This window comes from Pedobacter frigoris, assembly GCF_005116445.1.
Lineage (GTDB): Bacteria > Bacteroidota > Bacteroidia > Sphingobacteriales > Sphingobacteriaceae > Pedobacter > Pedobacter frigoris.
In genome coordinates, this window is sequence record NZ_SWBQ01000005.1 from 254,726 (window position 1) to 277,910 (window position 23,185).

The 23,185-nt window shown below is 41.4% G+C and carries 18 protein-coding genes; 13 read left to right on the top strand and 5 right to left on the bottom strand.

What is annotated here, in order from left to right:
- Together mobC and FA047_RS17180 are read left to right on the top strand one after the other, a co-directional pair.
- Positions 1-2,019, top strand: a complete 2,019-nt coding sequence (gene mobC / locus FA047_RS17175; RefSeq protein ID WP_136837311.1) for a conjugal transfer protein MobC — start codon at positions 1-3, stop codon at positions 2,017-2,019.
- A 54-nt stretch (positions 2,020-2,073) separates the two neighbouring features.
- A complete protein-coding gene (locus tag FA047_RS17180) occupies positions 2,074-2,946 on the top strand; it encodes an RteC domain-containing protein (RefSeq protein ID WP_136837312.1) in 873 nt (290 codons plus the stop codon).
- A gap of 78 nt (positions 2,947-3,024) precedes the next feature.
- Here the strand turns inward: FA047_RS17180 and FA047_RS17185 are convergent, their stop codons facing one another.
- The 3 genes from FA047_RS17185 to FA047_RS17195 all read right to left on the bottom strand — a co-directional run bounded on the left by FA047_RS17185 (position 3,025) and on the right by FA047_RS17195 (position 4,966).
- Positions 3,025-3,786, bottom strand: coding sequence for a hypothetical protein (locus tag FA047_RS17185; RefSeq protein WP_136837313.1), 762 nt, complete (start codon positions 3,784-3,786; stop codon positions 3,025-3,027).
- A 191-nt stretch (positions 3,787-3,977) separates the two neighbouring features.
- Entirely contained in the window at positions 3,978-4,337 is a 360-nt protein-coding gene (locus FA047_RS17190; protein WP_136837314.1) for a helix-turn-helix domain-containing protein, read from the bottom strand.
- A 62-nt stretch (positions 4,338-4,399) separates the two neighbouring features.
- Positions 4,400-4,966 carry an RNA polymerase sigma-70 factor gene (locus tag FA047_RS17195; protein ID WP_136837315.1) on the bottom strand — a complete coding sequence of 189 codons (567 nt, stop codon included), beginning with the start codon at positions 4,964-4,966 and terminating at the stop codon, positions 4,400-4,402.
- Between the two features lie 225 nt (positions 4,967-5,191).
- Here FA047_RS17195 and FA047_RS17200 point away from each other — a divergent pair, with 225 nt between their 5' ends.
- From FA047_RS17200 to FA047_RS17220, 5 genes are all read left to right on the top strand, one after another.
- Complete coding sequence (locus tag FA047_RS17200) at positions 5,192-6,340, top strand: FecR family protein (RefSeq protein ID WP_136837316.1); 1,149 nt, start codon at positions 5,192-5,194, stop codon at positions 6,338-6,340.
- Between the two features lie 276 nt (positions 6,341-6,616).
- Positions 6,617-10,111, top strand: a complete 3,495-nt coding sequence (locus FA047_RS17205; protein WP_169304445.1) for a SusC/RagA family TonB-linked outer membrane protein — start codon at positions 6,617-6,619, stop codon at positions 10,109-10,111.
- 10 nt (positions 10,112-10,121) lie between these two features.
- Positions 10,122-11,513 (top strand): RagB/SusD family nutrient uptake outer membrane protein, encoded by a 1,392-nt coding sequence (locus FA047_RS17210; protein ID WP_169304446.1) that lies wholly within the window; start codon positions 10,122-10,124, stop codon positions 11,511-11,513.
- Between the two features lie 20 nt (positions 11,514-11,533).
- Positions 11,534-13,030, top strand: coding sequence for a TlpA family protein disulfide reductase (locus FA047_RS17215; RefSeq protein ID WP_169304447.1), 1,497 nt, complete (start codon positions 11,534-11,536; stop codon positions 13,028-13,030).
- Positions 13,031-13,148: 118 nt separating this feature from the next.
- Positions 13,149-13,532 (top strand): LytR/AlgR family response regulator transcription factor, encoded by a 384-nt coding sequence (locus FA047_RS17220; protein WP_136837320.1) that lies wholly within the window; start codon positions 13,149-13,151, stop codon positions 13,530-13,532.
- Between the two features lie 251 nt (positions 13,533-13,783).
- On the opposite strand, the gene FA047_RS17225 is transcribed toward FA047_RS17220, so the two are convergent.
- Positions 13,784-16,642 (bottom strand): lantibiotic dehydratase, encoded by a 2,859-nt coding sequence (locus FA047_RS17225; RefSeq protein WP_169304448.1) that lies wholly within the window; start codon positions 16,640-16,642, stop codon positions 13,784-13,786.
- A gap of 319 nt (positions 16,643-16,961) precedes the next feature.
- On the opposite strand from FA047_RS17225, the gene FA047_RS17230 reads away from it, so the two are divergent.
- From FA047_RS17230 to FA047_RS17240, 3 genes are all read left to right on the top strand, one after another.
- Positions 16,962-17,420: a protein-disulfide reductase DsbD N-terminal domain-containing protein gene (locus FA047_RS17230; RefSeq protein ID WP_205943340.1), complete on the top strand. Its 459-nt coding sequence runs from the start codon at positions 16,962-16,964 to the stop codon at positions 17,418-17,420.
- Between the two features lie 235 nt (positions 17,421-17,655).
- Positions 17,656-18,912 carry an aminotransferase class I/II-fold pyridoxal phosphate-dependent enzyme gene (locus FA047_RS17235; RefSeq protein ID WP_225872772.1) on the top strand — a complete coding sequence of 419 codons (1,257 nt, stop codon included), beginning with the start codon at positions 17,656-17,658 and terminating at the stop codon, positions 18,910-18,912.
- Between the two features lie 4 nt (positions 18,913-18,916).
- Complete coding sequence (locus FA047_RS17240) at positions 18,917-20,656, top strand: TetR/AcrR family transcriptional regulator (protein ID WP_136837323.1); 1,740 nt, start codon at positions 18,917-18,919, stop codon at positions 20,654-20,656.
- A 56-nt stretch (positions 20,657-20,712) separates the two neighbouring features.
- Here the strand turns inward: FA047_RS17240 and FA047_RS17245 are convergent, their stop codons facing one another.
- The gene (locus tag FA047_RS17245) at positions 20,713-20,940 is read right to left on the bottom strand and encodes a hypothetical protein (RefSeq protein ID WP_136837324.1); all 228 of its coding nucleotides are present in this window, start codon (positions 20,938-20,940) and stop codon (positions 20,713-20,715) included.
- Between the two features lie 364 nt (positions 20,941-21,304).
- Here FA047_RS17245 and FA047_RS17250 point away from each other — a divergent pair, with 364 nt between their 5' ends.
- From FA047_RS17250 to FA047_RS17260, 3 genes are all read left to right on the top strand, one after another.
- Positions 21,305-22,162 carry an RteC domain-containing protein gene (locus tag FA047_RS17250; protein WP_136837325.1) on the top strand — a complete coding sequence of 286 codons (858 nt, stop codon included), beginning with the start codon at positions 21,305-21,307 and terminating at the stop codon, positions 22,160-22,162.
- Between the two features lie 157 nt (positions 22,163-22,319).
- Positions 22,320-22,823, top strand: coding sequence for a hypothetical protein (locus FA047_RS17255; RefSeq protein WP_169304449.1), 504 nt, complete (start codon positions 22,320-22,322; stop codon positions 22,821-22,823).
- Between the two features lie 21 nt (positions 22,824-22,844).
- Positions 22,845-23,177, top strand: coding sequence for a DUF4134 domain-containing protein (locus tag FA047_RS17260; RefSeq protein WP_136837327.1), 333 nt, complete (start codon positions 22,845-22,847; stop codon positions 23,175-23,177).
- Positions 23,178-23,185 lie beyond the last annotated feature (8 nt).

Consider the following 23,185-nt stretch of genomic DNA (forward strand, 5'->3'; position numbering starts at 1 on the left):
ATGAATACAGGGGAAGACATACAGGGACTAAGGAAGATCATAGATTTTACGCGGCTGATCAGTTTATTTATATTATCCATCCATTTCTACTTGTGCTGTTATCAGGCATTTGCAGGCTGGGGATTTACGGCAGGCATCACGGACAGGCTTATTGAGAATATTTCACGTACCGGACTCTTTACCGGACTGTGGCGGGCAAAGTTTGCCTGTCTATTATTGCTGGTTGTTTCGCTCATCGGGGTAAAGGGAAAAAAGGATGAAAAGATAGAGGTCAGAAGTATCATTGCTTTTTTACTGACTGGACTGCTTCTATATTTTGTTGCAGCACTTGTTTTTTACCTGCCTGCAAGTTCATCTATCATTGCCATCTGCTATATCGGCATTACCTCCATTGGTTATATGTTGATTTTGACTGGCGGGGGGCAGTTGAGCCGATTGATCAAGGACAAGCTCAACAAGGATATATTCAACGAGGAGAATGAAACCTTTCCACAGGAAGAGCGATTGCTCGAAAACGAATATTCCATCAACCTACCAGCAAAGTATAGACTTGGGAAACAATTACGGGATAGTTATATCAATGTGATCAATCCATTTCGGGGACTGCTGATTGCAGGAACGCCCGGAGCTGGTAAGAGTTATTTTGTTATCCGCCACATCATAGACCAACATATCAAAAAAGGGTTTTCGATGTTCCTATATGATTTTAAGTTTGATGACCTGAGCAAACTGGCTTATAACAAACTATTGAAATACGCCAAGAATTATCCAATAAAGCCCAAGTTTTTTGTAATCAACTTTGATGACTTGAACCGTACCCATCGTTGCAATCCCTTGCATCCAGAAAGTATGGAGGATATTACCGATGCAACTGAAGCCTCACGGACTATTATGATGGGACTCAACCGCGACTGGATTAAAAAGCAAGGCGATTTTTTTGTGGAATCCCCGATCAATTTTTTGACAGCCTGCATTTGGTATCTGCGCAAATATGAAAATGGGAAGTATTGCACCTTACCACATGTGATCGAGCTGATGCAGTCGGACTATGACCAGTTGTTTGCGGTACTGGAAACGCAGGATGAGATCAAGGTCTTGATGAACCCCTTTATTTCAGCTTATCAAAGGGATGCGATGCCGCAGCTGGAAGGACAGATTGCTTCTGCTAAGATCGGGCTTGCAAGATTAGCTTCGCCCCAGCTCTATTATGTGCTCAGCGGTAATGATTTTACATTGGATGTCAATAATCCGCAGGAACCAAAGATCATTTGTGTGGGAAATAATCCGCAGAAACTGCAAGTTTACGGGGCAGTCCTATCGCTCTATATTTCTACCATGATCAAACTGGTCAACAGAAAAGGTCAACTCAAAAGCAGTCTGATCTTTGATGAGTTTCCAACGATCTATTTCAACAATATGGACTCACTAATTGCAACAGCAAGGAGCAACAAGGTTTCTACGGCTTTGGCTGTTCAGGATTTTAGCCAGCTTAAAAAGGATTATGGCGCAGAACAGGCTGATGTAATTACAGGGATAGTGGGAAATGTAATCAGCGGACAGGTGACCAATTCGACAGCTAAAACATTGTCGGAGAATTTTGGCAAGATTTCCCAGCAAAAGGATTCAATGAGCATTAATAGTAGCGATACGTCCATTACTAAGGCAACCCAGATGGATTATGCCATTCCAGCTAGCAAGATTGCCACGCTTTCTTCGGGGGAATTTGTTGGGGTTGTTGCCGATAATCCAGAGCAGAAGATCAAGCTAAAAATGTTCCACTGTGAAATCCAGAATGACCATAAGGCAATTGCAAAGGAAGAAGCTGGTTATAAAGATATTCCGATCATTAAAAATGTTTCATCAGAAGATGTAATGGCAAACTATAACAGGATTAAGGAAGAGATTGCGGATTTGTTGATGGAAGAACTGAAGAAATTGCCGCCGCTCCAAACTACGACAGAAAAATCTGGTAAGACCAAAAGCGAGGGTCCCCGAGCAGATAAGTCGGTTTCATTCTGATCATGATTTTGTACAATTCTAATAGTAAATTTAGTTTCACCAAAACCAAATCAAATGTTAGAAATACTCAGCTCCCGGTTACTTGGGAAAATGGAAAGCGAACTGGAAGAGATTTATCATGGGGAAGAAAACCTTCAGGAAAAAACGAACCTGACGCTCAAAAAATCTGCCCATCTCATAGGAATAATAAATAATCATGTCGCTACCAACGGATTTGAAGACCAAGAGCAGGAAATCGATTTTTTCCGCAATACGCTCCCAAGTTTTTATAGCCTCAAAATATTCTACGATGAAATTTATTTCATTGAGTTAAGGATGCCTATTGGTGGACAGAAAAAAGTTGTCAGTTTTTATCAAAGTGAAATTGATATTATCGAGCGGTTTTTTGAAAGGCATTGCTTCTTTTTTGGTTATTATAAGATGAATGCCACCGACCTCGATCATACCTTTTTTGTTCAGGATGTGAAACTAGACAGTGTGCTTTTGATGGGACTGGAAGAGGTCGAAAGTAATACTAGTACCCCGGTCAGCTATCTGTTTGCTAAGTTCAAGGCCTATGAACAGGTGATGGTGATCTTAAAGCACAGGATGATGGAACAGATCAAAGGAAATATCAATTTCAGAACCACCGTCAAAACCTTGGATACATTGGTCTGGACTGGCGAAGTTATAAACCTTGTCGAACTGGCGTTTGGTATTTATCATACCAAACAGCTTAACAACGGTTCCGCTGGAATTGGTTCGATCTGCCATTGGTTGGGGGAAAGCTTCGGTGTAAATTTGGGCGTTCCATCTAAACGGTGGTCTGAAATTGCTCGTAGGACAACGATGAGCCATACTAGATTTTTGGATCAGATGAAAAAAACGATCATTTCAAGAATTGAGGATGATGCAGCAAGAAAATCCGAACCATCTAATCTTATTTGAAAAGTAAAATATCAAAAGTGGTTACCTTACGCATAACCACTTTTGGTAAAACACTAGTTCTGATTAATACTCATTTAATTATTGGCCTTGAGCCTGTTCATCAGCCTGTGCGGCCAATTGGATTACATAGCCAACCAAGAAAGAATCGACGAATGAAAGCGCATAGTCACGGTCTATGGGCAACATGTCCTCGCTCAGTAGTTCTTTGTCGATAAAATGTTCCGCATTCCATAATGCACGGGTCAATTCTGGGTTTTCAGGTTCGATGCGCTCGAAGATGCGCTCAAACGAGCGATTTGCCGCTTTAATAAATTCATCACGATCATCTCTGTTGAGCGGGAGAAATGTGATTTTTGCGGTTGAATTACTTTCATTATCCTGAACGTATCTTTCATCCGGCAATAGGCGATAATCGTCATAGTAAACATCCTGTTCCCTTTCCAAAAATACCTCTTTAAATATCTGTAATCTAAAGTCGTCATCAATCGTAACTTTATTTTCAGTTTCTATGCGGGAGATGTATTCTTCCCAGTCCCGCACACTGACCCTGTCCATGTTATCGAACAGCAGGATTGCTAATTCAACTCTAGCAGGCAAAGCTTTTAGCAGCTCAACCCATTTGGTAAAGCCACATAACTTGGCAATGATATGCTGTGCATTCCCGAGTTTGAAGCTGTCTTCATTGATTTTGAAGTCAGGCACGAGCATATCGAACTTAAAATAATTCGGTTCGTAGTCGTAAACTTTACTTCCCAATTTTGGGTCGAAAGAAAAAGTTTGGGTTTTGAAATCTTTGTTAAGATTTTTTGATTGGATTTTTAAATACTCAATAGGTGTCATAACACATTCCTGTTTAGAGCTACTTTATTATCCGGGGGTATTTGCGTTCGTCATCTTGTTTGGATAATAAGCAGGAAGGTTTGCATTATTAAACAATTAATTGGCTGAATCTATCTTTACACGAACGGGAAAGCTTGCCAATAAGCTTAGGCAATTATAGAAATAAAAATTATCATTGTCAATACCTAGATTCAAAATCGTAGTGCTTTTCTTTTATGGCCACCAATCGGATTGTTTGCCACATAGTTGATTGCTTCCTGCTCTATCTGGTCATTGCTTTTTATTCGATAATTCAGCAATATCTCATTCAGCGCTTTTTTCTCGAACCTTAAATATTTACCATACTTCAAAAAAGGGATTTCGCCGCTGCTTGTTTTCTTGTACATCGCAGATTTGCTGAGGTTCATGAACATGCAGGCCTGCTCGATGTTTAAAATCTCATCCTCTTCGAGTGAAAATCCTTTTTTGGATAGCAAAGCTTCTATGCGTTTAACTGCACTGATCAGTTCGCTGATTGCTTCAGGCAATTGTTCAAAGGTTAATTTTTCCATTTAATCTTTCCTTTTGTGGGTTATCACAAGAACTATCATTTTTAATCTGGATGGATTCAGCACTAAAATAGAGAGAACAACAAACTGTTCAGTTTCATCCGGAGAACTTTTATGGCCTTATGGATCTGTTTTTTGACAGTATCATCGGCAATGCCAAGTTCCTGTGCGATCTGGCTATGGCTCATGCCCTGTTTTCGGCTAAGCTCAAACACTTCCCTCATCTTTGTTGGAAGCTTGGAAACCTCCATCTCCACCTGTTGGGACAGTTCCCTGAACCTGACCTGCTCATCGGTGACAAATTCCCCCTTTTCGTAGATTTCCGAAAGCGAATCCAAATAAAATCCCTTTACCTTGCTGTGGCGGATCTTGCTGATGATGCGGTTACGTACCGACACATAGAGATAAGATTTGATAGAGCTGGTGATGTCAAGGGTTTCGCTGGCGTTCCAGATATTCGTGAATACGTCCTGCACGATGTCGACGGCTTCGTCTTCATCCTCCAGAAGCTTGGTGGCAAAACTGGCCAGTACCGCCCAGTACCGGTTGTAGATTTCGGTGAACGCGGCACGGCTCTGCCCCTTGAGTAGTTCAAGCAGCTGATGGTCCGTGTATGTGCCGTCTAATTTCATCTGGAGTTTGATTGGAGCTAGCTAAATTTACTTAAAATAACGGGCAATGTTAAATATTTATTTCCTAATTGTAATTCTTTTAACGTTTTTATTGCCCTTTCTTCCAGTTATTTAACATTTAATTCCCCACATTTAAAAAAATTCATTTTTTTCTGAATCCCGCGTACCACCTTGGGCCGAGCTGTGCGTCCTATTCTAAATGGGGGCAAATATTCCCCTTGGCATATGGAAGAAAAACAGGCAAAAGAACTTTTGGACAAATACCTTTCCGGAGATTGCACCGAGCGGGAAAAAGCGGTCGTGGAAACATGGTTCAATTTGCAGGCAACCAAAAAGGAAAGTCTGGGCATAGCTGATTTTGATGCGATCAACCAAAGAATCATGGAAGGTCTTCCAGAGGGTTCAGTCATTAGGCCAACAAAAGCTAAGTTATGGCCTCGTCTTGCCGTTGTTGCTTCTATAGCTTTAGCGGTAATGGTGGGTGGTTATTATTATTACGACAGTATAAATGAAAATAATATTCCCCAGATCGCCCAACAGCATGATATTGCTCCGGGCAAGGATGGGGCAACGCTGACCTTGGCCGACGGAAGGAGGATCCTGATCAACGATGCGCTGGCTGGAAATATTGCCAGTCAGTCGGGGGTTAAGATTTATAAGACTGCGGACGGCCAGATCATTTACGAAGTGACGGATCAGCAATCAGGATCTTCACAGTACAATACCTTAACTACCTCAGCAGGGGAACAGACACGGGTGCGTTTGCCTGATGGTTCGATAGTGTTTTTAAATGCGGCCTCTTCACTCAAATATCCGGTAAGTTTTGCTAAATCAGCGGCCAGGCGGGTTTCTTTAACGGGTGAGGGCTATTTTGAGATTGCCAAATCTTTTGCCTCAATCGGGGGACAACGGACTAGGCAGTCTTTTGTGGTGGAAAGCCGTGGTCAGCAGGTGGAGGTATTAGGTACGCATTTCAACATCAACAGTTATGCGGATGAGGCTGAGGTGGCGACGACTTTGATTGAAGGGAGCGTGAAGGTGTCGCGAGCCGGTAAAGAGGTGATCCTGAAACCTGGGCAGCAGGCGCTGAATAAAGAAAATGCATTTGTGGTGGCGGCAGTGGATACGGAAAGCATTACGGACTGGAAGGATGGTGATTTTCACTTTGAACATGCGGATTTTCGTTCGGTGATGCGCAAGATCGGCAGGTGGTACAATGTGGAGGTAGTCTATGATGCCTCGGTACCGGACAACATTACCTCCAACGGTCTGATATCGCGAAATAATAAATTATCGGAAGTATTGAAGTCTATTGAGAAGGCCGGAGAGGTGCATTTCAGGATACAGGGAAATAAAGTATACGTCACCAAATAAATATTATTACCTATCGATACAATCAACTTAACCATTAACAACTAACCAAAAAACATGAAACAATTTTTACGACAGCGACATTAGGGAATAAAGCAAACCAGAAATGCGGACACTCCTGGTTTGTGTTTGGAACAATTCAAAAAATTCAAAGTGTTAACCGCAGCAAGCCAAAGTTTTCGACGACATGGGGCTGCTGCATAGAACCAAACTAAACAAATGTACGATATTATATCACCATTTGGTAGGCTTCGGCTATACCACAAAATTATGCTAATAATGCGCTTAACCACCGTTATACTCATAGCATCCCTTATGCAGGTCAGTGCGGCGTCCTTCGGGCAGCGCATTACCCTGAACAAAACCAATGCGTCCTTATTTTCTGTGCTGAAGGATATCAGGAAGCAGAGCGGGTTTGATTTTTATTATGAAGAAAAGACGAATTTGCAGGATCAGAAGGTTAGTCTTTCGATTTCCAATGCGACTTTGGAGGAAGCGCTTTCTACTGCGCTAAAAGGTCTTGATCTTGTTTATGAAATTGACGGGAAGATTGTGTCTATTAAAAATAAGAAGGTGCCTTCCTTTCTGGATCGCTTGGCTGAGCGCTGGGCTGCTATTGATGTTCGGGGTAAGGTGGTTGACAATAAAAACGGCCCGCTTATAGGTGCTACGATAACCATTAAGGGAACGACAAGATCTGTCAGAACTGGAGATGATGGAGAGTTTAGATTAACAGATGTGGACGAGAAGGCGGTTCTAGTGATTTCTTATTTGGGATATGAAATTAGGGAGGTAAGTGCTAAATATGACTTGGGTACTATTACGATGATAGTCACTGAAGCTAAGCTTGATGAGGTAAGTGTAGTGAGTACGGGCTATCAAACCATTCCAAAAGAAAGGGCGACTGGTAGTTTCGTGCAGATTGACAATGAACTTCTAAATCGCAGGGTTGGAACAAACATTTTGGATCGGCTGAACGGTGTAGCCAGTGGCGTCTTCTTTAACGGCACTGCTTCAAATACAATTGCAACGACGGTAAATAACAGGAACAACGGTATCACCATACGTGGACAAAATTCATTTAGCACGACCACAGCGCAACCTCTGATTGTAGTTGACAATTTTCCGTATGAAGGTGAGATTAATAATATCAACCCAAATGACATAGAATCGGTTACGGTGCTAAAAGATGCCGCCTCAGCTTCCATCTGGGGTGCCAGGGCGGGAAACGGCGTAATTGTAATTACCACAAAGAAGGGTGCTAAGAATCAAAAGATGAAAGTGGAGCTTAATAGTAATGTTACGATAATTGATAAGCCGGACTTGTACAATAGTAAAGATTTTCTGAACTCAAGTAGTTATATTGAAGTAGAGAAGGTATTATTTGATGCGGGATTCTTCAATTCAGATATTACCAATACATCGGCAAGACCAACAGTTTCACCGGCCGTCGAGTTATTTGCTTTATTGCGGGCAGCAACTAATGATGCTGATAAAGCAGCAATCAATGCAAGGATAGGTGCCTTGAAACAATATGACGTGCGTGATGATTATGATAAGTATGTGTATCAGAAAGCCGTAAATCAGCAGTATTCGCTAGGAATCAGAGGTGGCGGAGATAACCTGTCTTATTCATTAAGTTTGGGTTACGACAATAATTTAAACAGTTTGATTGGTAATTCATACACCAGGACAACAGTAAATTCTACAAATACCTATACACCGGTTAAAAACCTAGATCTCACTGCTAGTATTAACTACAGCCAAAACAAAACTACCGAAAACAATGAATTTGGCTATAAGACTTATACAGGAACAGGTGGAACTAAATACAACTATCTATATCCGTACGCAAGATTAGCCGATGATAACGGAAATCCCTTATCTGTTGACAATAGTATTAGAATGTCTTACCTGGATTTAATGGAAAGCAGGGGTTTCCTAGATTGGCACTACCGTCCGTTGAATGAAATCAAGACAAATGATTACACGACTAAAATAAATGATTTGACCATGCGGCTTTCAGCCAGATATAAGATTCAGCCTTCGCTGAATGCAGAGGTAATTTATCAGAATGAGAAGCAGATCATTGACAGAAACAACCTGAAAAGCCAGGATACCTATTATACACGTAATTTGATCAACAAATATTCAGTATACAACGCTGCAACTGGAAAAGTAACCTATGTATTTCCATTGGGTGGAATACTGACCAAAGGTAATTATGACTGGAGTAACTACAATGTAAGGGGCCAATTAAATTACAACGAAAAAATTGGTCAGCATGAGATAAATGCCATTGGTGGTGCGGAACTAAGGGAACTCAGTAATGAGGGCTTTACAAGATTATCTTATGGTTACGACGATCAGTTTGGTACTTCGGTGCCCACTCTTGATTTTGTAACAAGTTATCCAACCAATCCATCTAGTTCAGCTAGGATACCAAGTCTATCATCCAGCATAAGTGGGTTCACAAATAGATATTTATCCTACTATGCGAATGCGGGTTATACCTACAATGAAAAATATACCTTAACCCTAAGTGGTAGAAAAGATGGAGCCAATTTGTTTGGTGTAAATACCAATGATAAGGTTACCCCTTTGTGGTCAGCAGGTGCAGGCTGGGACATTAGTAAGGAGTCTTTCTACAATGCGGAAATTGTACCTTATTTGAGATTAAGGACGTCCTATGGGTATAATGGAAATGTGAACAGGAATGGTACGGCTTTACTGACAGGCTCTTACACCACCGACCCAATAACTGGGGCTAAAATCATTTCTGGAGCTACTGCTCCCAATCCAGACTTAAGATGGGAAAAGATCAAGAACATCAATATCGGGATAGATTTTGCCTCTAAAAATGACATCTTAAGAGGTACTATTGAAGGATTTTATAAAAAAGGATTTGATTTGTTCCAAGCTACGGCATTAGCACCACAGACTGGTTTTACCAGTTATAATGCAAATGCAGCAAATTCACAGTCAAAAGGAATTGACCTGACTTTGCAAAGTCAAAATCTTCGTGGAATTATTGGTTGGAACTCTACGTTGTTATTGAGTACATTAAACGATAAAGTTGTCAAATATGATCCACCATTGACTAGTAACAGCATTACAGGTTTGGGGTTTGTCGTCGGCTATCCTATGTATTCCATGTTTAGCTATAAATGGGCTGGATTAAATGCAACAAATGGCAACCCGGTGGGTTATTTAAATGGAAAGACAAGCGAAGAATACACGGCTATTCGCAACAACTTCAAACCGGACAGTTTAGTATATAGTGGTTCAGCAAGGCCGACGGTTTTTGGCTTTTTAAGGAATGACTTCACATACAAAGGATTTAATCTATCGGTAAATGTGAGTTACAACCTCGGCTATGTATTTAGACGAAACACTACATCTTTGAATTACCGGGACGTGTTGTTAACCAGACAACATGAGGACTATGATTTGAGGTGGAAGCAAGTTGGAGATGAATCAAAAACAGATGTTCCTTCTTTAGTTTATCCTAATAATAGCGATAGGAGCACCTTCTATCAGTATTCAGAAGTACTTGTCGAGAAAGCAGATAATGTTAGGATACAAGATATTCGGTTTGGATATGACTTTTCGCCGAACATATTGAATAATCTTTCCATACGACGGTTACAGGTATTTGCATATGGAAACAACATTGGAATAATCTGGAGGAAGAATAAACTTGGCATAGATCCAGATGCTGGCCTATTTTCCAATCCCCGGTCTATTGCGTTCGGTTTATCCGCAAACTTTTAAAATTAAGGGCATGAAAAAATTTAATACATACATATTAATTATTCTTACGATTTCCGCACTATCAGGTTGTAAAAAACAAAATGATTGGCTTAACGAAAAGACGAATAAATCAGATATTGTTCCTCAAAAAATTGGCGATTATCAGGCAATTTTGGACAACACCCTTGAGATGAACGAAAGGGCATTTATTAATTCAGGTTTAGTTGCCTCAGATAATATGTTTATCCGGGATAAGGATGTTGCAGTTTTATGGGAATACGAACGTAATATTTATTTGTGGCAGGGAAACTACTGGGAAGGTGGGAATTCTTCTGAATGGAACTATGGTTTTAGGGGAGTTGAGTTTTCAAACCTTGTTCTTGAAGGCTTAGCGGCGATTAATAATGTGACTGCCGAACACAATAATGTAATGGGTCAAGCCTATTTTTATAGAGCATTTGCTTTGTATAATTTGGCGCAACTATTTTGTAAGCCCTATACAGAGACATCGGCAGGGTCAGATTTAGGATTACCTATACGGGAAACATCAGATGTGAACGTGATCATAAGAGAACGTTCATCGTTAAAACAGACCTATGATTTTATTCTTGCAGATCTTCAACATGCTATAGAACTATTACCTCAAACGCAGCCATATAATACTAGGCCAAACGTAAGGGCTGCAAAAGCGTTACTTTCAAAAGTATATCTTGTAATGGAAGATTATGCAAAGGCTGGTATATATGCTGATCAGGTGCTGACTGCGTATGGTCAATTATTGGACTTCAATAATACAAGTATAATCAATTACAATAGCGACAATCGCTTCCCCCTGTATGGCACCAATAATCCCGAAATACTGTTCTACGCACAAAAGTATAATTATACAAGTATTACTGCTGCCACCATTAATACGGGTGTTATCGTGCCAGAGTTGTACACATCCTACTCCTCCGATGATTTACGGAAGACATTGCTTTATACAACAAGAGACGGTGCGGTGCGGTATGTGGGATCATATACCGGGTGGTATTACAATTTTGTGGGTATAGCTACCAATGAACTTTATCTGATCCGGGCGGAATGTTCCGCCCGAAATGGCAGTAAAGACCAGGCACTAGCGGATCTTAACCTGCTGCTACAGAAGAGATTTAAAACAGGCACGTTCACAGGTATCACTGCTAGCAGTGCGGAAGATGCTTTGAAGCTTGTACTAATTGAAAGGCGTAAAGAACTGCCCTTTACTGCCAACTTACGATGGGAAGATCTAAGGCGGTTAAATCGCGACCAAAGATTCCAAAAGACAATCACGCGAACAGCTAATGGTACAGTTTATACCCTTTTGCCTAATGATAAAAGATATGTGTTCCCAATTCCTGATTCGGAGATTGAGCAAAGTGGTATACAACAAAATGAAAGATGATTAGATTATTAACGTATAGTATGAAAAATTTTTATAAAATTTCTTTACTAACTGGGTTTTGTACAATCGCTTTAATGGTCTTACCCTTTCAGTTGAATGCAAAAGCTTCATCCTTTAAACCAAGTAAAAAGATTACGCTGAATGTGACTTTTTTACAAGCGACAGATAGTTTGAAACTTAGGATTTCTAATAAGTATATCGGGGCCTTTGTTGACGAGCCAGCAACATATTACGGATTCAAAAATAGTAATGGTTCGTTCCAGTTTACTATACCGGTAAATGCTGATTTCGGTTACTTTGAATTGAGTTCCCCAAGAACTCATACAGGCATCGGGAGCTCAGATGATTACTGGATCATTATTGAACCCCAGTTTTGGGAACAAGGCGACAGCATCGCAATTCAAATTTCCGCAATTGAAAAAAAAGCGGGAATTTATGCTCAGTGCCAATTTTCCGGCAGAGGTTCCGGGAAATACCAAGCGCGATATGAGATACAACAAGTCAAATACAAAAATGGCCGGCCCACCTTCGACGGAAACATATTAAAGTCAACTGACTATTTAGATTTAAGTAAATCTGCTGAAGAAAAGTTAGTTAAATTAACTCAATTGAAATCTAAAATGAGTTCTCTTAGTTTTGATATACTGAAAGCCGATATTTTCTTTTCTGACCGCGAGGGTCTTTTCTTTTTTATTCAACAGTATTACCAAAAAATGATTAAATCTAATCAAACTGATAGTGCGAATTTTTATAGGATTGCTTTTTACAAGAAGTTTGGTTCGGAATCTTTTAATGGTCTGTCCGAAAAGGGAATGGAAAATTCTATTGGCTTTATTGGGTATTCATATCGAAAAGCTACGTGTATGACGTATCTGAGTCATGGCTCTTTCTCTTCGCATTTTCTGTTTAATACTCTAGTCGATAATTTTAAAGGTAAGGCAAGAGAAATTATGCTTCTTTATTATTTTAAGACAACAAGGAAAAGCGAATATAGCGCCGCCGAATTTCAGAAAGCAGTTTTAATTATAGCAGAAGAACAGAACCAGAAAATACTAAAACATTTAAGCAATGCTTTGCCCGGAAGAAAGTTTAGCGATTATTCCTTAACTGATTGGAAAGGCAATAACATTAAGTTGTCAGACTTTGATGATAAAATTGTGTTTTTAGATTTTTGGTTTACTGGATGTGGGTATTGTTCTGTATTTTATAAAACGGTGTTGTCGAAAATTGAAGATAAGTTTAAAAACAATCCCAACGTAGTGTTTCTTTCAATTTCGACAGACAAAACTCTTGAAAAGTGGAGCGTGGGCATAACTAGTGGTGATTACACATCTTTAGGAGCCGTTAATCTGTTTACGAATGGAGAAGGGTTTAATCATGCCATAATTTCAGAGAACAATATTTACGGTTATCCTACAACTATCTTACTCAGTAAGGGGCGCGTTCTTCATTCATTTAACGCGGAAAGTTTATACAAGTATGATTCTTTATTGAAAGAAATAGAAAGTTTGCTTTAACTAGCTTTAGGTAATAAGCGGATATTTAATGCTTATTACCTTTATTCTAGATTTCGATCAATCTCTTAATGTTTAAGTGGATACTGACAATTGAAAAATTAGATAAAAAGAAATTGCTATGATAGAATATATTGCTGGGACACCAGTTGAACATGACTTTCCTTATTTCTTCATTCAATGTGAGGGAAAAGGGAAATTGATGCGGATATTAAAGGATGAGATCTTATTTGTGGAGAGTGCGTTGAACTATCTGCGTATCCATTTGCATTCTTGCAGTTATACTACTTATCTGACGATAACCGAGATTGGCGAGATTTTACCTGAAAAGCAGTTCTTGCGGGTACATAAGTCTTTTGTGATCAATATTGAAAAGATTACTGGTGTGGAGGGGAATATGGTATATCTGGGTAATAGCGTGACAGTAGTACTTGGACCGAATTATCGAAAGTCTTTCTTTGACAGGCTGGAGCCGATGTTGGTTAGGAGTAAAAGGAGAGGGTAATATAACTTAGGTTTAAATATGCCGGTATCAGCCGGCATATTTATTCAGTGGTCGTTGTACCTAACAAGTTTTAGAAATAGTTGGTAGGGTCAAAACGGTCGTTGACATGTTCAATATGCCTTCCGCTTGATTTTTTTTAAATTTAAAAGCTGTTTTTCTTTTCAACTGTGTTGTTAATGTTTTCATAATGAATAATTTTTAAGTGATTGAATTGTCTATTTAAAAATAATACTAAAGGTATCCAGTTCCAATTATTTTACACCAACAGGCGTTTTCGGTAGATCAAAAAAGTTATTCTTCTGTTTGGCCTTTTCCCTTTGCAGTTCTTTGGTCAAAAAGTAATACATGATCATTTCATGGCTACGCTGGTTGGTGCTAGATAGACGGTTTATATGCATGTGTATCAGGTCTCCTAGCAACTGTCTTCTTTTGATCGCTGGCTGACATCCTGCAATAGTTTGGTTAAAGGATTGGGTGAAGCGCTGGCGGAGGAATTGCTGCGCCTGTGTTAGAATGATTTCGGGTTCAGCTTTGAATTTCTTATAGGCGATATTCAGTTCTTTGTAGTCGGCAGCCTCCAGCTGATGCTCCTCATTAAAGTAGGTGGAGACCTTGTTGATTACATAGGTGAATTCATCGTCTTTGGAGGTGAGGACTCCTGCTTTATCAATGTCCTGGGCAAGGGTGATGCATAGCTGGTACAGCTGGTTAGTAGATGGATTAGTAGCGAGCAGCGCTGTAACGTAATCGCTGTCTTTGCTGAAGTGTGATTCAACGGCCTCAATGCCGGCATGGCCGTACCTGGTGATCTCTCTTTTATAGGTTTTGATCAGGAATTCGGAAACTACTCCGGATTGTATTTCTTGCTTTAGCCCTTCAGTCAGGGCAGCAGTTATGTAATGTGCGTTTGTGGGATCGTTTAACTGTATTCGAAGACGTATATGCTGGCCATACTCATTATAACGGATGAAAAACCACTTTTTGATGAGAGCTGAATATTCGTCCACCAGAGGCTGGATATGGTTTGTCAATACCTGGTTGCTGCGCTGGGGATGGGTATAAATTTCAAAATACAGCCAGTCCTGACCTGGGGGAATGTTCTTTTGGATGCAGTTTTCATCTGTATGTGGTGCGGGGACATAGGTTTGTCGGTAAATTTGCTCTTTGTGGGTCAGGCTCAACAGATACTGACCAAGATAGGGCTTTCCTTGACTGTCTTGAACCAGGCTGCTTGGGAGAAGGGCTTCTTCAACATAAGTGCTTTTTTGTTTACGCAGGTACTGAAGGAAGGCGGAAAGATCGGCGGATTTTTCCCTGTCGAAGCAAAGCGTTTGATCGGCAAAACCAGCTTTGAAATACCTGCTGACCTTAAGTTTTTCCAGTTGTAGTTTTAAGCTTTCTTCAATTAACGGTGTAGCATGGTTGTTGGTTAGGTCTTTAAAGACTATTTTCCATTTTCTAGGTGACAATATAAAATTTTTGAACTGCAGCCTGGGGTAAAAGGCTGCATCAGGAAGGATAGCTTGCAGGTCAAGCGCCAAATTAGCGGTAATCCCCTGATTCTGCATCGCGCACAACAGCCGAAACAGGGATAGGTCTGAGCGTGAGTAGTTATAGGCGGTAGCCAGCCGGGGTATGAGCCGCTTGTTATGTTTTTTTGAACGGAGAATCAGCCAGCCGCGCTGCGCAGATATCATGATGTCGTTTAAAGTGAGTGGCTGCTCGGTCGTGTCGTAGTTTAACAAGCTCACCTGCATAGGATAAACAACTGATCTGCGGCTGATGTTGTCCACATTGTTCTCAGCGATATAGGCGATGTCAAAAAAAAGAACTTCGGGATTTGCCTGTTGTTCAATGGCTGCAAGTTCTCGGCTTAGGCCTGTATATTTCTTTCCGGCTAGGGTAAAGCGACCAAGCAAGGTATTGGCATTATTGCCGCCAAGGGAGTCAACGCTAATGTATTCATCTCCTATAGTAAGTAAAGCACTGAGCGTATTGGGCAGAGGTAATTTGGCTGATTGTGTGCCTGACTGAAGTTGATCGAGCTGAATGATCTGATCGGGGTTGGGCTGCCCGTTCAATAGCGCAGATAGCAGCGTAGTTTTCAATTCAGTTTCAGCAGTTTTGCCAGTGTTTTTTTTTGCAATAAGTTTATTGATCAGCGGATCGGGATGGTCCGATTCTTCCAAATCATCAAAACCGACACCCAGTTCAGGATCGAGTGCCTGCATTAGGGGAATTTCCTCTTCGCCGAATTTTTGGCTTAATCTGTTGATAAATTGTTTTAGTGGTTCGTTTTCTGTCTGTGGAACCAGATTGTGAAGCAAGTTTATCAGCTCGTCTAAATTCTTAAAAAGGGATTCGTCTAGGTGTCCTGAGATTAATTTGCGCTCAGCTATGATGTATTTATCGGGGTAGTTTTCCGATTGGAGATTGATCCGGTTAAAGTATTCCTCGCCGATCAGATTGGGATGCTTGCTGCTGAGCAGGAGCTGCAACTCGACCATTTGTTCAATTAACGTTGCGATATCTTCGGTTACATAATTCTTGTCACGGAGTGCTGTTACCATCGTGCTGTAGGGGATCGGATGCTCGCATATTTCAAGGATGGTGATGAGCATTTCATCCCAGTCAAGTTCTGAGATCTGGAATTCTCCATCCAAGTGTGTGATATAACGGATCAGTTCTTGGAATTTATAATAACTGCTGTTGGCAAACAATTTCAGGTCTTTGTCTACGATTTCATCAATGGTGATTTTGATCTGCTCTTTGTAGGGCCAATCGATAAAACTGTGCAGTACTTGCTGTCCATCTATTTGCAGTTGGGATGACGCATCGCCTTTTCCGATTGGACAAAGCCCCACACCTGCAAAGCTAGCGTAAGGAGTAGCCCTGTACTTTGCCCGGTTAAAGTATTTCCATATGGTGTATTGCATGGCAGTTGTTAAGGTGTCCAGCTGATCTGCTTTGATGTCTTTGATGTTTTTATAGAATTCGGTCGAGGAAAGGGAAATTGCTGTTTTAAGTTCTTCCCAGGACTGTTCGAGGGTTGCGTTCAGCGGAAATAACGGCACTCTAAATAATGCGGTAGGATGGATAGTGACCTTCATGTGCTTTAATGTATTTTGACACATTAAGCTAATGGATAATGGGTGGTTTTACTAATCTTTTACACCAATGGACACATGCGCTAGCTGTACAGGTTCATTTGGTAGATGAAGTGTTTTAGTGGATTTTTTATTTGTTGGTGACGTTTGTGGCCGTGTTTCTTTTCTTCATTTTTTTGGTTGTGTCGCATACCACCAGACGCGGAGCTGTGCGTCCTATAGGAAATGCGGTTCTATTTAAGGCGTATTTAATTTAGGTAAATAATTAATGAGGGGCTGGCTTCGGTCAGCTCTTTTTGAAGGCTTAGTTAACCAAATGGATATGAAAAGAATACTGATGAATTTGGGATTGATGATGTTGTTCGTGGTACTTGCCTCGGGTGTAAGTGCACAGATCCAAAAACCGGTGAAATGGAGCTATGCGGCAAAGCGGACAAGTTCGACCACCGCGACACTGTATCTAAGGGCGGCCTTGGATGAGGGATGGCATATCTATTCTACAGGACAAAAGGATGGCGGGCCGCAGAAGACGGTTTTCCGTTTTGAACCTACAAAGGGCTATGTGCTGTTGGGGAAGCTTGTGGAGCCCAAGCCAAAGGTGAGGCATGAGAAGGTTTTCGATATGGACGTGCAATATTTTGAAAAACAGGTGGTATTTACCCAAAAGATCGTGCTGAAGGCAAAACAGGTTTTGTTGAAGGGAACGGTCGAGTTTATGGCCTGTACTGATACATCTTGCCTGCCGCCAGATGAGGTGGCTTTCAGCATTCCAGTGAAATAAATTTTTAGGAAGTAATAGTTAGTTAATTAATGACATGTGCTGGATGGATGTCCGCACATGTTTTTTGTTTAGAGAGGATTTTAGTTTTATCATCTGGATGCGTGGTTTTTAGTAGATGATAAATTTTTTTTCGCTAACGACCCTTAATTCCCCACTCGGGGCATAAACACTGTCGAACTTGCTTTAAAAACAGATAAGCATGAAACCATCATGATCTCTGACAAAAAAATATAAAATGATGAAAAATATTGATTTTGAAAAGGCAAGTTTTAAGGACTTCGAAAACATTCAAGGAATGGATCCGTATGGATGGGCAAAACTTTGGAGTGAGTATGTAACTGACCGTAGCAAGAATGGGCAGTTCAATTATCGACAGGAAAATCTTTCGGGCTGTGGACCAGAGATCGAACTTAATCTGCCCAGTAACCCACACCGTAACTTTGTGAGTTTGGTTTCAAACGACTACCTCGGTTTTACCCAGCATCCAAAGGTAAAGGCAGCCGCTATTGCCGCAATCGAAAAATATGGTTCTGGCGCTGGTGCTTCGCCCGCAATCGGTGGTCATTACCTTTTCCATCAGGAAATTGAGAACAAGATTGCCAAATTTTTTAAAAGGGATAGTGCAATTGTATTCAGTACGGGCTATACGGCAAATAGTTCATCATTACAGGCATTGCTTAAGAAAGAGGACTTGGCAATATTAGATATGGCTGTTCATGCGAGTGTATATGAAGGCTGTCTCAATACTAACGTGAAAACATTTCTACACAATGATCTGGAGGCGTTGGAAAGGATTTTGAAAACTTCAAAAGACAATTACCGTACCCGGATGGTGATCATTGATGGGGTGTATTCGCAAGATGGAGACTTGGCACCACTGGATAAGATCATTCAGTTGACCAAACATTATGGGGCTTATTTGGTGGTAGATGATGCGCATGGCACAGGTGTAATTGGCGATACAGGAAGAGGAGTAATCGAACTGCACAATTTGTATAAGGAGGTGGATATCATTACGGGTACTTTCAGCAAGACCTTTGCCCATGTTGGAGGATATTTGGTGGCCAGTCCAGAATTGGTTGGTTTCCTGAAGTTTCAGGCCAGACAGCATATTTTTTCTGCAACGCTTTCCCCAGCCTCGGCATGTATTTCCAAGGCAATTGATCTGGTGGATGAAGAGCCGATATGGATGCACAAGCTTTGGGACAACATTGAATATTTGAAAACCGGGCTTGAGTCGTTAGGGCTAGATACGGGGATATCACAGTCTGCCATCATCCCTGTAAAAATTGGGGATATCAATTTGAATGCAAAAATTTGCGGGATGCTGCTTGAAGCGGGTATTTACGCCAACCAGATCAATTATCCAGCCGTATCAAGAAAAGATGCAAGGGTGCGGATGAGCGTAATGGCGACACACACGCATACACAACTCGATAAGGTATTGAACGCTTGGGAATGGGTAATCAAAAAAACACATCTGGAAAAATAAGATTTTGACTAAAAGACGCCTAAATAAGATCAGGGATGCGGATGCGACAAAAAGAAAATTTTTGGATGTAATAGGGACGATTTTGACCGAACAGGGCTTTAGTGCAATAAGAACGAATAATATAGCAAGGTTACTTGGAAAGGACAAAAACCTGATCCGCTATCATTTTGGCAGTTTAAATGGACTTTTGAAAACCTATATACAGGATAAGGATTATTGGAAGCCATTTTTTGAGCGTTTCCGTTTTTCCGATAATCCAGATGCCAAGGAAATTGAAGCTTTATTTGTCGGCCTGATGCAGGAGAACTTTAAGGTTTTCTCCGCAAGTGAGGAAATGCAAAAGATCATCCATTGGCAGATATCAGAGGCAAGTGCGTTAATGAGAAGCATTTCTGATGAACGTGAGGTTGAGGGGGAAAAACTGTTGAAAATGGCAACCCCCTACTTTAGGGAAAGCGCAGTAAATTTTAAGGCAATTATTGCGCTGTTATTGGGAGGAAGCTATTATATGGTGCTACAACATAAAGCAATCAATGGCGTGGTCTGTGGTATCGATCTTAATAGCGAAAAAGACAGGGCCGATGTGATGGTGGCGATAGAAAAAATAGTGGAATGGTCGTGGCAATTTGCCCAGGAGAACCATAATGATAAATTACAATCTACCGAAAAGATGAATTACGAATTTGAACAACTCGAAGAATTATCGGAAATCCTGATTAAAGATCCAAGGGACGCTACGGCATTGAACAAATTGGAAAAGGAACTCAAACGCCTGGAACGGGTGTTGTTAAAACAATTGCTCGAGCTGTCCAATGAAACGCAGATTAGTAATTTCCTGCAGATCAACCTCTATCGGATGGGAGAAATATGCGATGACCATTTTGAGCCAAACAGAAAGGAGAACATGGTGGCGCAGGCCATACTTAATTTGATGGATCACCTGACTTCACAGGTTGAGCCATTACTGCCAGACACCTTGAGCCTTCCCAAACTTTTCTGCAAGCAACAGTCCCTGATCTATTATGAGAAATGGCAGTTTCTCAAGAACTGGCTACAGAAAATAGGAATAGATGAGCAGCTTTTGTTGGTGACGGGAATACCATTCGATCAATTTACCCATGATGGAAAAATGCGATGGCACAATTATAAGTACCTTAAGAAGTATGAAAAGGTGTTTAACGAAACAGGTGAAGAACTTCCAAGGGATAATTACGAGCTGATGCATTTGCTAGTAGGCCTTGGTTTTAACCACGTCAGGTTTGAGAACTATTGCACCAAGCTCCTTTCAGCCAAGATGGATGGCCTTGGCGGCGCAGAAGCAAAATCACTGCTGAAAACCGAAAGGACAAAGGTGTTCCAGGTCAACCTACATACAAAAATGGTGTTTGATCAGGATAGAAAACCAGTGGACGAAGCTTTGGCAAAATGGATCGATGCTACCATCAAGGGGCTGACCGAGAGGCCGCAGGATATCCAGCTAAATCCATTGAAGCTGAAAACAAGATTGACGGCGATGCAGTTGGCACTGTTTGAAAAAACGCTATATGCTCATGGCTTTTATGATGAACCCAACCTTGATGTTTTCTCGGAAAAGATTGCCTGTAATTTTTCTACCAAGGGGCAGGATGTACTTTCGGCACCAAGCGTGAAATCGAAGATGTACACCAAGGATATTTCTGCTATCAAACCTTTGGAACCAATGGTTGCTGCGGTTCTGGAAGACCTGCGCAGTTTTTTAGTATAATAAAGTTATTAGTTTAGTATAGTTGGGGCCTGGCAGATTAATCTGTCCGGCCTTTTTTATGGGTCAATTAGATGTGCCATTTGGTTCGACTCCATAAATTCTACATACTCATAGATTAGATGTTGGGTGAAACCGGGGAGGTTTAACAGTTTAGCTGTACGGTGTTGTAGCAGTTCTGAAAAAGTATGAAAGCCAAGTATCTCTGTTACTGTCTTAAACTCTGTACTTAATGGGCTTTGTGCAATTGGCTGATCAAGAATAGCAACATTTTCTGATTGCTTCATAAGATTGGTTTAGGTCTGCCATCCCGAATGCAGAAAGTATATAAACGATATAGCGCGGGACACAAGTCATATCCGCTCTAGAGGTCCCGCTAAGAACCCGACAAACAAGACAAACTGCGCCCGCGCTTTAGCGCAGACGATCAGTCTATTCTTCCTTGTTTGTCTTTTGAAATTTAGCGGGTTTCTAGAACAAGTCAAATAGCTATCGCTATATAATATTTTAACTGTGGCAAATATAAGCATAAGGTTGAGAATTCGGTGTACATGTTTTATACATCCACTTTTTCCCTGCGTGGTGAATTGTGTTCTTTGGGCTCAGATCCGTCTAGGTTGAGCTCTTATTTACTTACTTAAACTTATAATTATGATGGATGAAAAGATGAATGGGCTGCTTGTCAGCCTTGAAAAAGAGTTGGAAGGTTTTGCATTGCTTTCGCCACTGGAACGGATGCGTTCTGAAATTGCTTCGGTGAAAAGGGTGCTCGTGCAGGTCTATGGTTTATTTGATGTTTCAGGCTTCTCGAGGAGGTCAGAAGAAATCGGATTTTTTAAGGTGATTAAGCCAAGGTTTTATTCGCTATTGATCCTTGCGATGGAGCGGTACTGGATGGAGCTGGAAAGACCTATTGGCGTTGGCGCTGATCTGTCCTCTTTTTATGATCGGCAACTGGATCATATTGCTAGGTTCTTTCGCCAACATGAATTCTTTTACCAGTATTATAGGCTCGGCGGCGTGGAGCTTGACGAGCAGTACTTTGTAAAGGATACGATTGCTTCAGTTCTGGTGAATTCGGATGTGCCGGAGCTTGACCCATCTTACGCCACCATTGGGGATTACCTTTTTTCAAAGTTTATGGCGCTGGAACGGCTTCGCGAGGAAATCCTTTTGGAGATGCAGGGTGGTGGTTCTTCACCGGTAGTTTCGGTCAAGAGCAAAAAAGGCCGCGAACTGCGTTGGACGGGTGATGCGAGCAATTTGATTGAAATTCTTTATGGTGTTTTTGAAACCAAGCAGTTCAATGATGGGGAGGTGGATATTGCAGATCTGGTGGATGTTTTCGAGCGGGTGTTCCGTGTCAACCTTTCCAACTACTTCCAACGGTTTGCAAAGATCAAGCAGCGAAAGCTGGTTTCCAAGACCAAGTTTCTGGATGAGATGGTGGTAGCGGTTGCTAAACGCATCGATGATTCTGATGCCTATGTTCCCTCCTGGGCGAAGTAGGCTGATTATTTCTTGGGTTATCTACCGGGTTATAAACCCATTTCAATTTGCGGGTTGCTGAATTTTGGGATGTGCTAAGGGCAATTCAGCGCCTAGCGAAAATTATAAAGATATGTTACAACAGTTTACTTGGGGGCAGTTTCTGCTGGCCTCGTTCATGCTAAGTTTTTTATGGTACTGCTTTGTGATCTTGGTTTTTTACCGCAAAGAGGTATTGGGTCTTTTGGGCAGTGGGGTTTCCGAGCCATTGCCGCACCGTTGGGAAAAGGGGGTGGAAAGCTTGGAGGCAAATGCAGGTTTTGGTGAGGGTCTTGATGTCGGTTTGGATGGTTCGGATTCGCTGATGGGCAGGCCGGCAATGCCCGAGGGGATGGCTATTGTTGGGATGGGCCAGCTTTCTTTTGCAGGCACTAGTGGTTCGGATGGAAGGTATGATCAGGTCGGTATGGTTGCAGATGTGGTGCAGGAGCTGAAACTGATTTTTGCTAGGCTGGAATCAGAGGCGGGCTCGAAGCTTGATTTTTTTAGGCTGCTGGAAAAGGTGAAAGAGGATTATGGGAAGATAGGTGCACATCCCAGTGTGGGTGCCATCAATGAATTTATTGCCGCCCATGTGCCGTTCCATTTGAGCGCCGATGAGCTGGAGAACTTATGGTACTAGGTTTTATTTAAAGGATTTTTTATGAAAAGATTGAGCGAAAAAAAAGAGTTTGGGTTTCGGAATTTGGTGATTGGGTTTTGCAGTGTGCTGGTGCTGTTGTGCGGGCTATGTTTTGGGCAGGACGGCAATGCGGGGATACAGGAAGCGACCAATAAGGTAAAGGGGTATTTTGATACTGGCTGTGACCTGATGTATGCCATTGGTGCAGTTGTGGGGGTGATCGGTGCGGTAAAGGTTTTTTCCAAGTGGAATGCAGGAGAGCCTGATACCAATAAGGTGGCTGCGGCCTGGTTTGGTTCCTGCATTTTTCTTGTTGTGGTGGCGACAGTTTTGAAATCATTCTTTGGGATTTAATTTATCGG

Excerpts from the sequence above, each read along its gene's own strand:
- mobC (WP_136837311.1), top strand. The coding sequence starts at position 1 with ATGAATACAGGGGAAGACATACAGGGACTAAGGAAGATCATAGATTTT.
- FA047_RS17180 (WP_136837312.1), top strand. The coding sequence starts at position 2,074 with ATGTTAGAAATACTCAGCTCCCGGTTACTTGGGAAAATGGAAAGCGAA.
- FA047_RS17185 (WP_136837313.1), bottom strand. The coding sequence starts at position 3,786 with ATGACACCTATTGAGTATTTAAAAATCCAATCAAAAAATCTTAACAAA.
- FA047_RS17190 (WP_136837314.1), bottom strand. The coding sequence starts at position 4,337 with ATGGAAAAATTAACCTTTGAACAATTGCCTGAAGCAATCAGCGAACTG.
- FA047_RS17195 (WP_136837315.1), bottom strand. The coding sequence starts at position 4,966 with ATGAAATTAGACGGCACATACACGGACCATCAGCTGCTTGAACTACTC.
- FA047_RS17200 (WP_136837316.1), top strand. The coding sequence starts at position 5,192 with ATGGAAGAAAAACAGGCAAAAGAACTTTTGGACAAATACCTTTCCGGA.
- FA047_RS17205 (WP_169304445.1), top strand. The coding sequence starts at position 6,617 with ATGCGCTTAACCACCGTTATACTCATAGCATCCCTTATGCAGGTCAGT.
- FA047_RS17210 (WP_169304446.1), top strand. The coding sequence starts at position 10,122 with ATGAAAAAATTTAATACATACATATTAATTATTCTTACGATTTCCGCA.
- FA047_RS17215 (WP_169304447.1), top strand. The coding sequence starts at position 11,534 with ATGAAAAATTTTTATAAAATTTCTTTACTAACTGGGTTTTGTACAATC.
- FA047_RS17220 (WP_136837320.1), top strand. The coding sequence starts at position 13,149 with ATGATAGAATATATTGCTGGGACACCAGTTGAACATGACTTTCCTTAT.
- FA047_RS17225 (WP_169304448.1), bottom strand. The coding sequence starts at position 16,642 with ATGAAGGTCACTATCCATCCTACCGCATTATTTAGAGTGCCGTTATTT.
- FA047_RS17230 (WP_205943340.1), top strand. The coding sequence starts at position 16,962 with ATGAAAAGAATACTGATGAATTTGGGATTGATGATGTTGTTCGTGGTA.
- FA047_RS17235 (WP_225872772.1), top strand. The coding sequence starts at position 17,656 with ATGATGAAAAATATTGATTTTGAAAAGGCAAGTTTTAAGGACTTCGAA.
- FA047_RS17245 (WP_136837324.1), bottom strand. The coding sequence starts at position 20,940 with ATGAAGCAATCAGAAAATGTTGCTATTCTTGATCAGCCAATTGCACAA.
- FA047_RS17250 (WP_136837325.1), top strand. The coding sequence starts at position 21,305 with ATGATGGATGAAAAGATGAATGGGCTGCTTGTCAGCCTTGAAAAAGAG.
- FA047_RS17255 (WP_169304449.1), top strand. The coding sequence starts at position 22,320 with ATGCTAAGTTTTTTATGGTACTGCTTTGTGATCTTGGTTTTTTACCGC.
- FA047_RS17260 (WP_136837327.1), top strand. The coding sequence starts at position 22,845 with ATGAAAAGATTGAGCGAAAAAAAAGAGTTTGGGTTTCGGAATTTGGTG.